Source organism: Natronobacterium gregoryi SP2 (assembly GCF_000230715.2).
Taxonomy (GTDB): domain Archaea; phylum Halobacteriota; class Halobacteria; order Halobacteriales; family Natrialbaceae; genus Natronobacterium; species Natronobacterium gregoryi.
The window spans coordinates 1,895,901-1,908,154 of sequence record NC_019792.1 but is presented as its reverse complement, the minus strand read 5'-3'; the positions used below and the strand labels follow the sequence as shown (position 1 = coordinate 1,908,154).

General features: G+C 58.9%; 10 protein-coding genes and 1 pseudogene. 1 reads left to right on the top strand and 10 read right to left on the bottom strand.

Going from position 1 to position 12,254, the window contains the following annotated elements:
* Positions 1–3: 3 nt before the first annotated feature.
* Both NATGR_RS09495 and NATGR_RS18865 read right to left on the bottom strand, forming a co-directional pair.
* The gene (locus tag NATGR_RS09495) at positions 4–765 is read right to left on the bottom strand and encodes an ATPase domain-containing protein (RefSeq protein ID WP_005577739.1); all 762 of its coding nucleotides are present in this window, start codon (positions 763–765) and stop codon (positions 4–6) included.
* A pseudogene (locus tag NATGR_RS18865) lies at positions 758–2,400 on the bottom strand (FlaD/FlaE family flagellar protein). The gene NATGR_RS09495 and the pseudogene NATGR_RS18865 overlap by 8 nt, the downstream one beginning before the upstream one ends.
* Positions 2,401–2,970: 570 nt before the next feature.
* Between NATGR_RS18865 and NATGR_RS09480 the strand changes: the two are divergent.
* The gene (locus tag NATGR_RS09480; protein ID WP_005577741.1) at positions 2,971–3,597 is read left to right on the top strand and encodes a DUF7500 family protein; all 627 of its coding nucleotides are present in this window, start codon (positions 2,971–2,973) and stop codon (positions 3,595–3,597) included.
* A 301-nt stretch (positions 3,598–3,898) separates the two neighbouring features.
* On the opposite strand, the gene NATGR_RS19910 is transcribed toward NATGR_RS09480, so the two are convergent.
* The 8 genes from NATGR_RS19910 to NATGR_RS09445 all read right to left on the bottom strand — a co-directional run bounded on the left by NATGR_RS19910 (position 3,899) and on the right by NATGR_RS09445 (position 12,168).
* Positions 3,899–4,036 (bottom strand): hypothetical protein, encoded by a 138-nt coding sequence (locus NATGR_RS19910; protein WP_015233511.1) that lies wholly within the window; start codon positions 4,034–4,036, stop codon positions 3,899–3,901.
* Between the two features lie 194 nt (positions 4,037–4,230).
* Positions 4,231–5,976: an archaellar assembly protein FlaJ gene (flaJ, locus tag NATGR_RS09475; RefSeq protein ID WP_005577743.1), complete on the bottom strand. Its 1,746-nt coding sequence runs from the start codon at positions 5,974–5,976 to the stop codon at positions 4,231–4,233.
* 106 nt (positions 5,977–6,082) lie between these two features.
* The gene (locus NATGR_RS09470; protein WP_005577745.1) at positions 6,083–7,162 is read right to left on the bottom strand and encodes a FlaD/FlaE family flagellar protein; all 1,080 of its coding nucleotides are present in this window, start codon (positions 7,160–7,162) and stop codon (positions 6,083–6,085) included.
* A gap of 11 nt (positions 7,163–7,173) precedes the next feature.
* The gene (locus NATGR_RS09465) at positions 7,174–7,650 is read right to left on the bottom strand and encodes a flagellin (RefSeq protein WP_005577747.1); all 477 of its coding nucleotides are present in this window, start codon (positions 7,648–7,650) and stop codon (positions 7,174–7,176) included.
* Complete coding sequence (locus NATGR_RS09460) at positions 7,651–8,112, bottom strand: flagellar protein F (protein WP_015233508.1); 462 nt, start codon at positions 8,110–8,112, stop codon at positions 7,651–7,653.
* A gap of 279 nt (positions 8,113–8,391) precedes the next feature.
* The gene (locus NATGR_RS09455) at positions 8,392–9,348 is read right to left on the bottom strand and encodes an archaellin/type IV pilin N-terminal domain-containing protein (protein WP_015233507.1); all 957 of its coding nucleotides are present in this window, start codon (positions 9,346–9,348) and stop codon (positions 8,392–8,394) included.
* 408 nt (positions 9,349–9,756) lie between these two features.
* The gene (locus NATGR_RS20425; RefSeq protein WP_005577753.1) at positions 9,757–10,743 is read right to left on the bottom strand and encodes an archaellin/type IV pilin N-terminal domain-containing protein; all 987 of its coding nucleotides are present in this window, start codon (positions 10,741–10,743) and stop codon (positions 9,757–9,759) included.
* Between the two features lie 456 nt (positions 10,744–11,199).
* On the bottom strand, positions 11,200–12,168 hold the full coding sequence (locus NATGR_RS09445) for an archaellin/type IV pilin N-terminal domain-containing protein (protein ID WP_015233506.1): 969 nt from the start codon (positions 12,166–12,168) through the stop codon (positions 11,200–11,202).
* Positions 12,169–12,254 lie beyond the last annotated feature (86 nt).

Here is a 12,254-nt window from a genome sequence, read left to right as displayed (position 1 = left end):
GCGTTACGCAACACTCCGGTTCTCGATGACTGTTCCTGTACCCGACCGGACGGAGAACCCGATCCGGTCGCCGACTTGTTCTCCCATACCTGCAAACCGCTTGATGAACAGCTGGCGTCGAATGTCGTTACCGACCTCGATCATCTCCAACTTCATGAAGACGTCGGCGATCGAACGGAACGGCCCGATCGCCTCGTCGCCGACAGTCGAGGGGTCGACCGTCAAGATGATCACTTTCCCCTGTGAAATGATATCACGGAAAAACGAGATTATCTCGAGGGCAGCCTGTCGCTCCTCGTTGTCCCTGACGAGTGCCTCGAACTTCGGATCGTTCCGAAGGATGGCGTCGAACGTGTCGATGATGATGACATCGCCCGACCAGATCGTGTCGGCTTCCATCAGGTCAGTCAGCAGATCCTGGCGTTGCTGTTCTTCGTTGTCGTCGGAGGAGAAGACACCACCGGTGTCGAGGTCGCCGTGCAAGAACAGCATGTTCTCGAATAGCAAGTGTTCCTCGACGTTGTAATCCAGCGAGTCCATCTGCTCGACGAACCCCTGGACATCTAGCTCCGTCGAGAGGAAGGTAACGGTTTTCCCGGTCTCGCACAGTCCGTACGCGAACCGCTGGGAAAGGGCGCTCTTGCCGGCACCGTAGTCGCCTTCCATCAACACGATACTCCCCGTCGGGATGCCACCACCGAGTTCCTTGTTCAGGCGATCCCGATCGTCAAGTCCTAGCGAAAGGATGTCGGCTCTACTACTCATAGTCAGTTTCGTCAGAGATAAGGACCGAATTGATAAACTCGACCTGCCACGGCTCCAGGTCAGTCTGTTCTTCCGGAACGAGGATCGGCTTCGCGTAGTCGTCGTGACTATCGTACCCGTAGTACCCCTCGTGGAGCTTGGTCCCGGACTCGGTCTCCATGACGTCCGAGTCTACCCAGACCATCTCCCGGTCGGCTTCGACATCATCGTCGACGATCCACTCGTCGTGGGCGATCTGTCCGTAGTCATCGTCGCCCCCGCTTTCGCTCTCGGCGTCCGTGACAGCGACGTTGACAGCATTGTCAGAATCGTCGTCGGACCCAACAGCAGTGGTAGAATCGTCGTCGGACCCAACAGCAGTGGCAGAATCGTCGGTCGACTCGTCAGTGTCTGCTTTCTTCGGCCCGTCCGCAATCGTTTCGGTGAAAGACAGCTCCGTTTCCGACTCGAGGTCGCCCGAGCCGGACGTCTCGTCGGCCGGCTCTGGGTCGGCCGGCTCTGGGTCGGCCGGTCCAGCAGTCGCGTCGACCTCTTCCGTGTCGGACTCGTCCGAGTCACCCGTTCCCTGTATCTCGATTGTCTTCCGGGTCGAGATACCCTCTTCTTCGAGCCACTCATCGAACGAACGGCGCTTCTTCGCTGGCGTCGAGATCTGGCTGATCCGCCAGAGACTCCGCTTGTGGTCGACTCCGAGCGAGGATCGCGGCTCCGGGTCCTCGACATCTGGGCCGCCGTCGAACCCGTTTAGCATCGTCTGGAGACAGTCGTCGACCGGTTTTCCGATCCAACCGATCGTCTCGTAAAACCGGATCGTCCGTGCTGCCCCCTCAGACCCGCCTTCTCGACGAGATACTCGAGCCAATCCATCACGACGTACTCCGTGTCGTACTCGGCGGGAATCTCTTCGAGGTACGGTCGCCCGCCGTCGTCCCACGGAACGTCTTCGTCGTCATCACTGTCGGAGCCTGCGTCGTCGATCTCTGTCCCCAATTCGTCGTCCAACTCGTCCGATGTGTCGTCCGCAACGCCGAGTTCGTCCTCGAACTCGTCGTCCTCGAACCCGTCGTCGACTCCGTCCACGACTGGATCGTCACCGAACTCGTCTTCGCCATCCTCGAGAGCGTCGTCCCCGAGACCGTCGTCTCCGAGGGCGTCGTCCTCGAACTCGTCGTCCTCGAACCCGTCACCGTCCTCGTACTCGGATTTCAGGTCGTCGAACGACACGTCGTCGTCCGCCCCGTCGGACTCGGCTTCGGCATCTAGATCGTCACCGAACTCGTCGTCTAAGTCGTCGAACTCGTCTTCGTCGTCGATGACGCTCTCGTCGAGGAACTCCTCGGCTTCGGCGTTTGCGACGTCGTCGTCCATTCCGTCGCCCTCTTCCTCGCCTTCACCACTGTCGAAGAGACTCTCACCACCGAAACCACCGCCGCCGCCGCCAGGACCGCCACCGCCCATCAACTCGTTCATCGAGTCGCCCTCGACAAACGGATTGACGCCCTGAGTCACCATCTCGTAGACCTCGAGCAGCTTTCGAATGTCCTCCTCGATCTCCTCGAGGGAGTCACTGATCTTCTCGTTTTCACTCTGGACGGTGTTGACCGTCGACGACAGCGAGCCGACGTCGTTTTCCATCTCGTCGATGCGGTTCTCGAGTTCGCTCGACGCGCCGCCGTCGTCCATCCCGCCAAACGACATCTCGTCTTCGCTATCGCCGTCGAACCCACCGTCGTCATCGAGAAAGCCGTCGCCACCGTCGTCGTCGAGAAAGTCGTCACCACCACCCATACCATCGTCTACCTCCATGCTAGACCCGGAACCCGAACCGGCGTCGGGCATCAGGCCCTGGTCACTCGTACTTCCGGTTGCGGAGGAATCACCTCCCAGCAGGTCGTCGCTGCTCCCGGAACTCCCACCGTCGCCGCCTCCGAGTATGTTCCCGATTATTGATAGTAACATGCCGTATCACCCATAGTAGCTCGAACCACGTCACAGCCCCCCGATCTGGGGATTTCCGTTCTTTCGACTGGGGCTGCGACGAGTAGCCATCTGTGAATCTCTTGAGTGTCGACGTATTAAGTAATTATGGCTGTTTGGACCCCTCGAAACCAGTCCAGCACACGAATCGTGTCGCCCTCCCAGTAAGTTAGCTCGAGCAAAGGTTTCTTTTTCGTTGGGCCCGAACGACGGCATATCGGAGTGGACATGACAGACACTAACGAAGGGGGCTCCCCGAAAGACAACGCGGACGTGCCGCCGGTCTTGCCGAACGAACAGCAGACAGCGTCCGATACTGGCGGCGTCCTCTCTCCCGAGGACCTCGACATCTCCGAGAGCCCGTACGTCGACGAAATCTCCGAGGGGCGATACGTGGTGTCGGCAGACCGCACCCCACCGAACGTCCCTGGAAGAGGGAACGAATCGCTTCCTGCACGGCAGTCGGAGACTCGCCCGGAACGGCGGGACAGTCGCGACGCTCGACCACCCACAGACCGGTCAGTCCAGAGCCCCGAAGCCGCCAGATCCCTCCTGGCCGACGAACTCGAGCGGACCGACACCCGCTACGGACTCGACATCGTCGCCCGGTTCGGCGACGACACGGCCCGCCACCGGATGACGTCGAACGACGTACTAGACACGTTCAACAGCCTCGTGTTCTGGTACGCCCGAAACGTCGCACGCAACACCCGGACCGACCGCGCAGCGTCGCTGCTCTTTGCTAAGTCCGACTTCGACGCGGCACTAACCGCGCCCCAGATTCGAGCAGCCCTCAAAGAACACGACCTCGACACGACAAGCACCGTCGGCGAACTACTCGCGGAACTCGAGTAACGCGTCTGTCACGCTTTCTGCCGTATCTGACTGTCGAACCAGCCCACACGGCCGAGTTCGACCCAGCAGTGCAGCCTCGGACCACCACCAGCGACTGGTGATCAGCGAGAACCCACGCTCACAGCTCGGCCCTCGGACGGGGTGTCGTCCCGACGTCCCGGTACAACCACCGCGGATCGCGAAAACACCGGCAACGGCCGACAGCGAACCGCCTCATACGGAATGCCGTAACTAGTTACCGCCGACCGCCGACCGCGAGCCCTCCTGCGGTCGCGCCGGGAAACCGGGACAGCATTCCGTCTCAGTGTCCGGTTCCGTTCAGGAAGATGACGCCAGCCATAAACAGTGACAACACGATCGTGAACCCGAACAGCAACGTTGCGGCGTGAACCGATTCGATGCCGCGATTCGATCGGCCCCGGAGTTCGTCGACTCGCATACTGTATCCTCGACAGTCGCGCGTAAATGATCTTTCGGCCGCCGACAGAAAAGACAGGCCGAGTGCTCGAGGTCGTCCGAAAACCCGAGAGTTTCGTGACCGAGCGGAGCAAAACTCTGCGATGTCCGCGATACCACTGGTCTCGCTTGATGACGAGACGCTTGGCGTCTCGAACCACTCGACCCCGAGGCAGGTCACAGGTCGACCACGATGAGCGCGTCGATCAGCCGCTGGGTGATCGCGCCAGTGATCGCCCCCAGCCACAGCAGCGCAGTGAAATGGATATAAGAGTTCCCGAAGTGACCACCGTCGGCCACGCGGATCACGATCGACGAGAGGAAAGCATTGAAGATCAACACGAGGATAATCAGATACCGAAGCATGAGGATGTCGTACTGTTCGGTGTGAATGAGCTGTGCACCGAGATTCGGGCTCGTGCCGGCAACCGTCCGATCGAGGCCGATGTCGAACCCAGACATCATGATCGCTAACTCGAGTCCGATGAAGAACGCGAACGACGACGCAGCGGTGATACCGTAGATAACTCCGACGAGCGTCGTCGTCTGCTGTTTGCGCTCCTCGCGCAGGTTGACGATCTCGCTCATGTTCTTGCTGATGAGTTCGCCGAGTTTCTTCGGGCTGCCACCCATGTCTCGGCCGACCAGGTACATCTCACTGAACTTCTGGATCAGATACGAGCCCACGTCGCCGGTGAAGTACCGCCAGGACTGCCCCGTACTCAAGCGCATATTCAGTCGCCGATAGAGGTCGTCGACCGCATCAGTCAACGGTCCGAAGTCTTTCTTCCGGAGCGTCGACAGCACTTCGGTCGTCGTCGACTGCTTCGCACTCTCGCTTGCCCCAAGCGCACGAATGAAGTTCGGGAACTCCCGATCCCGGTTGAACACCTGTCGTTCGTGATACCAGAACACGAATCCCGGGATCAAAAGCGGCGACGTCGCGATCGGCATGTACATCAACAACGGAATGGCCTTGATCGGAACGTGTTCCGACCCCGGAATGAGCTCGAAGAAAATCAGCGTCATGACGACGATGAAGATCATACTCAGGACGACGCCGACGACCGTCGACGCGAGCAACAACTTCTTTCTGAACGTCCGATACCCGTCCTCGAGATACCAGATCGGGTCGTCGGGAACAACCGCCTTGATCACGAACATGAACCCGATCTGAACGAACAGGAACAAGACGATGACCAGCGTCACCGTCAGCGTCGGATCGTTCCCCGTCAACAGCGGGAGCACGACCGCGAACACGAGCGCAAACGTCATCGAGATGATCATCGCGAGATAGAGATCCTTCAGGACGTCCAGATTACTGAGTGACTGTCTGTACGCCGAGGAGTACTTGTCGATCAGCACTTCCTGTTCTTTCAGCAGGAAATCGTCGAGCCCCTGGCCCGCCCCAAGCGTGTACGCCATCCGCTCGAGCAGGTCGGCGACAGAATCGCTCGGCACCTCGGCCGCTCGCCGCCGACAGGCGTCGCCGAGACTCATGTGCCAGACGTCGACGAGGTCGACGACCCGCTGAAACTCCCTGGCGAGTTCGCCATACTCGTCTTCGGCCGCCAGCTTCCGCAGGACTTCCATCCGGTCGATGTTCGTCGTCGACAGGACCGTCATGTGGATCACGAACAGGTGAAACCGGTTTTCCATCTCGATCCGACGGCTGTCGACGGCCAGTCGTGGATAACCGACTGCCGACGCGAACATCAATAGCCCGAAGACCGGGATCAGGAGCTTGACCAGGAGGAACGCGTCGATGACGATCGCGGCGACGATCGTCCCGAGGAATATCAGAAATGCGGGAGCGAGAACGAAAGGCACGTAGATCCGCGTCGGCAGCTCCATCTGGTCGTACGACCGAATGATGGACCTGCTCAGATTGGCTGCCGACGACGCGTTTTCAGCAATGCTCATATTCGATGACCCTGGCATCGCCCGGCACGTTCGGCCCGACGACTCGTCCGATCGTACGGACTACGTAGTTATGCACAGCATACAAAACTTCTGGCTGTTCCACCGGTTACGGTGGGTCAGCGGCGGAATCTCCGGGTAGACCACTCATCAGATCCAGTTCAGGCGCACGCTCCGGCCGTGCGATCCACGCGATGTACTGCAGGCTGCGTTTGTGCTCGTCCGCACTCAACACCGACCGAGGCTCGAGATCGTCGTCGATAGCCCTGTCGTCGAACCCCTGGAGCATCGACAAGAGGTAGGTCTCGATCGGCTCGGAGATCCAGCCGATCGACTCGTAGTACGCGATCGTCTGTGCCGCCCCCTCGGTCCCGCCAGTCTCGATGAGATACTGAAGCCACTCCAGAGTGACGAGCTCGGCGTCGTTACGCGACGGATGCCGGACCAGATACGGCGGCTCGTCCAGTTCGCCGTTCTCCGGGAGCTCCTCACTCTCGTCGACCGGCGGCTCGTCCTCGAGCCCACCGAGCTCGTCGACGGGCTCGCTGTCGGCCTCGAGTTCCTCCGCGAACTCGTCCGGTTCGTCGTCGAGGTCGTCGAGATCGTCGAACTCTTCGTCCTCGTCGTCGAAATCGTCGAGATCGTCGAACTCCTCGTCGTCCGCTTCCATCTCGATGTCCTCCTCCAGTTCGTCCTCGAGTCCATCCTCGAACTCGTCATCGAACCCCTCGTCTTCGTCCTCGGCGAGGTCGTCGTCGAGGAACTCATCGGCTTCGCTCTCGGCGAGGTCGTCGTCTAACCCTTCGCCACCCTCGTCGGGATCGAACATCCCGTCGGTCGCCGAATCGAAAGCGCTGCCGATCTCCTGATCGCCGACGAACGGGTTGACACCCTGCGTGACGATCTCGTACATCTCGACGAGCTTCTCGACGTTTCGCTCGACGGTATCGATCGAGTTACTGATCTTCTCGTTTTCGCTGCGGACGGTCTCGATCTGGCCCTCGAGACTATCGACTTCCTTCTCGATCTCGTCGAGCCGGTAGTTCATCTCCTGTTCGTCGGCTCGGCCGTCGTCGTCTTCCTCCTCGAACAGGGAGTCGTCTCCCATCAACCCCTCGTCAGCACCGCCCAGCAGGTCGTCGTCGGTTTCGTCCGGTTCGTCGTCGGCGTCGTCGAGTAGGCTACTCATGGTTTGTCAGGTTAGTCGGCGGGGAAGTCGATGCTGTCCTCGTTATCGTTCACGATAACCGTCACGCGAGTGTCGCCGCTGACCTCGAGGTCGTCGCCGCCGACGTCGATCGTCACCTCGACGACGCCGCCGGGCCGCCACGTGTCGTCGTCGACGTCGACCCGCTCGACCGTCATGTCGTCACTCTGGACGAACCGCCCGTCCACTAACACGTCGACCGCCGACGGCTGTGCTTGGACGCTCTGTGAACCGACGTTCTTTACGAGGACAGTCACCTCGTCGTCGGCCCCGTCGTAGATCGACTCGGCGTACCCCGCGTCGCTCGTGATCTGGATATCCGTCGCAATCTCGTCGGAGACACCCGAACCGCGGGTCTCGACCGCGTCGCTCAACTGGTTTACCTCCACGACGATCGTCCCCGCGACGCCCGCCGCGACCACGACGCTCGCGATAAAGAGGATGATGTGAGTGGCAGAAACGCTCGCCATCTACGATCCCTCCTCCGTCGCGTCCGCGATTCCCGTCTCGGTGACTACTTTCACGCGTTCGACGTCGTCGATGCCGCTCTCGGAGAGCGTCGTCTCGGAGACCGTCAGCTCGAGGGTCGTTCCCGGAAGCCAGATGTCGGTCTCGTCGCGCTCTGTCTCGCCGTCGTCGACGACCGTCCCGTCGGGCTGGACGAACTCGCCGTTTACCAGCAAGTCAGTGTCGGTGATCGTCAGCGAGGTCGTGCCCTCGTTGTCGACGGCCACGACGATGTCGCCCCCGCTGTCGTCGATCGGTTCGACGGCAATCGCAGTGTTCACCTGGTCGCGAGTCTGGTCCGCCTGGGCGGCGAATGCATCGCCCGTATCGGAACTCACGGTGAATATCGCGGGGAACATCACACCAGCCGCTACGAGAAACGCGATCAGCATGATCGCAGCAGCAGCGCTAGTACTGAACCCCATTCGTCTCTGGGAAACGGATGCCACTGGCAAAAGCGCTCTGGCCAGCGGACTGTCGCCGTCATTGAATCGTCCGCTCGAGAGCGGAGAGATCGGCGTCGCTTTCGGTCTCGAGCGACACCAATGCCTGGCCGTGCGGGAGACGCCAGGCGCAGGAAGTAGTGGTGTCGGAAACGGTACAAACCGGGAGTCGCCGTCGGCAAACGAGCGGTGGCCGACGACGATTGCGTCCCGATCGAAACGATTCGAATTACGAATTACCGAAGACGGCGAGTCGCCCGGTTACAGGCTGACTGCGTCGTCGGTCAGCGTGGACGGAGCCATCAGGACCTCGATGGTCTGGGCACCGTCAGCCGTCGTGATCTGGAATTCGGCAGAGTCGCCAGCTTCGATCGTGTTGAAGCCGTCGACATCACTGGCGAGGTCGATGTGCACCTGCAGGTTCTCGTCGGACTCGAGGACCTGGTTGTCGACGTTCTCGCCGTCGAGGTCCTGGATCTCGAGGTCCTCGAGTTCGGATGGCTGACCGCGGACGGTCTCGTCACCGATGAACTCGAAGGTCGCCGAGCTGAGGTCGACTGCGTCAGCGCCAGGGCCGAGCGAGACCATGATGGAAGCCGAGCGGACTTCGTCGTAGACGCCGTCGTTGACGAGATTATCAGGTGCGCTGAGTGAAATCTCGCCATCGCCGTCGTCTTCGATGGTGATTGGGAGACCATCCTCATGCTCGTCGATGAGGCTCTCAGTCACTCGGAGTTCGATGCTTTCCTCATCCACTATAGAGTCATCAGTTGCATCGAAGTCAACAGTAACTTCGGTCACGCCAGTGACTCCATCCACATCCTCGATTGTATCCGTACCATCACTATCAAGGGCAATCTCAGTACCGTCTTCACCGTCGATTATCTCTTCGTCGACGTCTTCTAGAGTAACCCCGACAGTATCGTCTCCGGCTACGTCGATGTCGGTGTTGAATTCAAAGGTCACATCGTCGAAATCCTCGGATTCCTCCCAGTCAGGATCGACTACCTGACCGGTAGCGGAATTAACCTCGACGACGTTGGAGACCTGCGCCGTACTTTCTTCACCCGTTGCAACTGCCTGCGACTGCAGGAGACCGGCGGTGTTGATCAGCACACCGGCCGCGATTGCCGCGACGAGCACCATCGCGATGAACACGATGAGCGTCCCGATACCCACCTGACCGCGCTCTTCTTCGTCTGTTACTCGTTCGAACATAGTTGGATTAGCTTGCTCCAGCAACCGTCCTCACCACTCGAGTACTCGTGGTCAGTCGGTGCCGGAACGTGGGTAAACACTCCTAACTGTCCTATATTAAATCTACTCGCCAAACAGACATGACTTAACTCTCCTTGCCAACCCCTCCTAAACTTAAATCTACTTGCCAAAAGCGACGAACCCATTTATCTCTGCTTGCCGTTCCGTTTCTGTTTAAGTATACCTTCCCGCCTCCTAATCCATAGATATGCTGTCTTCTCTTCCCTACCATATGATATTTTATACGTATTGCGGCGAGAATATACTGTCCGAAACGACTCCACGGGCAGAAAGAGGACAGTCGTAACGAACACCCAATATCGCAGTGGTGGTCACGACCGTCTTCGGTCGTCAATCGCTGCGACTGATTTACAGGCTGACTGCGTCGTCGGTCAGCGTGGACGGAGCCATCAGCACTTCGATGGTCTGGGCACCGTCAGCCGTCGTGATCTGGAACTCGGCGGAGTCACCCGACTCGATCACGTTGAAGCCGTCGGTGTCACTGGCGAGGTCGATGTGGACCTGCAGGTTGCGGTCACTCTCGAGAACCTGGTTGTCGACATCGTCACCATCGAGGTCCTGGATCTCGAGGTCCTCGAGTTCGGATGGCTGACCGCGGACGGTCTCGTCGCCAATGAACTCGAAGGTGGCCGAGCTGAGGTCGACGGCGTCAGCACCGGGACCGAGCGAAACCATCAGGGAGGCCTGGCGGACAGCGTCGTAGACGCCGTCATCAACAGCATCAGAGGGCTCGACATCGACGTTGATCTGGTCGTCATCTTCGCCTTCCGTCTCGATCGTGAGCACGAGGTTGTCGTCTTCGTCGTTAGCGATCTGTTCCTCGAGGTCATTGTTTAGGCGAAGCTCGACTGTGTCGGAGCCCCCCTCAATATCTTCGTCGTCAACAGTGACATCGATAGTCGTAACACCCGTGAGGAACTCCTCTTCTGCCTCAGTGTGGTCGAGGATTTCATCCTGTGACTCAGAATCGTCCAACTCAGTCTCTGCGTAACTGACGATTTCTTCGTCGTCGTAGTCATTCACTGTTATCGTGACGTCGTTGAGGTTCCAGTCTTGACCCTCAGCTGCATCTGACTCAAGATCCAGCTGAATATCCTCGTATTCAGTGTCCGCTGGTTCAGTCGTCTGTCCAGTGGCGGAGTTGATCTCGACGACGTTGGAGACCTGTGCCGTACTCTCTTCACCCGTTGCGACTGCCTGCGACTGCAGGAGACCGGCGGTGTTAATCAGCACACCGGCCGCGATTGCTGCGACGAGCACCATCGCGATGAACACGATGAGTGTCCCGATACCCACCTGACCGCGCTCTTCTTCGTCTGTTACTCGTTCGAACATGGTTGGATTAGCTTGCTCCAGCAACCGTCTGCACACAACGTCACGTGCTCAGCGGTGCCGGAACGTGAGTAGACACTCCTGACTGTCCTGTATTAAATCTACTCGCCAATCCGACATGACTTAACTCTCCTTGCCGATATTTTCTCCACTTAAGACTTGTTGCCGCTCCCACCAGACCTATTTAGTTCTGATTGCCGCTGTGTACGTGTTTAAATAGAAAAGTTCGCAGCAGTACGTCGGTGAACAGATCCTGCAAGGGGAATCCTATTCAACATTTTATTAAAACATTCACAGCTCAGATATAATTATCGACAGATGCTCCAGCGAGAAAACGGTCGGAACGCCGACCGATTAGAGCGACACGTCGAAGACACACGAAACGACGTGCGTCCAAAAACCAACGTAGACCGCAACTGCAGCGGTCGTTCTCAGCGACCGTCACCGACAGCTGTCGTCTTACAGGCTCACTGCGTCGTCAGTGAGCGTGGACGGAGCCATCAGGACCTCGATGGTCTGGGCACCGTCAGCCGTCGTGATCTGGAATTCGGCCGAGTCGCCAGCTTCGATCACGTTGAAGCCGTCGGTATCCTCTGCAAGTTCAATGTGGATCTGCAAGTTGCGGTCACTCTCGAGAACCTGATTGTCGACTGGCTCTCCGTCGAGGTCCTGAATTTCGAGATCCGTGAGTTCGTCTGGCTGGCCACGAACGGTTTCGTCGCCAATGAACTCGAACGTCGCCGAGCTCAGGTCGACAGCGTCAGCGCCAGGACCGAGCGAGACCATGACAGAGGCCTGACGGACTGCGTCGTAGACGCCGTCATCGATGGCGTCAGCTCCATCTTCCTCTTCCTCGATGTCGAGACTGAGTCCGTCCTCTTCATCTGCGCTGATGGTAACGTCGATACTGTCGAGGTCCTCCTCGAGGTCGCTGTTCAGACGGAGGTCGAGGTCTGCATCGACGTTGGATGCATCGTCGTCGAGTCCGTCTACGTCGGCACCATCAGTTGCCGTGGCTGTAATGGTAGTTTCACCAGCGAGCGAATCGGCTGGGCCACCATCGTCGAAGGTGTCAGCAGTATCGTCATCTATGCCGTCGTTCTCCTCGGCAGCATCCTCGATGTTTATGTCAATATCTGCGAGATCGCCAGACACTCCATCACCTTCCGAAAACTCGAGGTAAATGTCTTCGTACACCTCGTCGGCGTCTTCGGTCACCTGACCAGTGGCGGAGTTGATCTCGACGACGTTAGAGACCTGTGCCGTACTTTCTTCACCCGTTGCGACTGCCTGGGACTGCAGGAGACCGGCGGTGTTGATCAGCACACCGGCCGCGATTGCCGCGACGAGCACCATCGCGATGAACACGATGAGCGTCCCGATACCTACCTGACCGCGTTCTTCTTCGTCTGTAACTCGTTCGAACATTGTTGGATTAGCTTGCTCCAGCAACCGCCTTCACCACTCGAGTACTCGAGGTCAGCCGGTGCCGGAACGTGAGTAGACACTCCTGA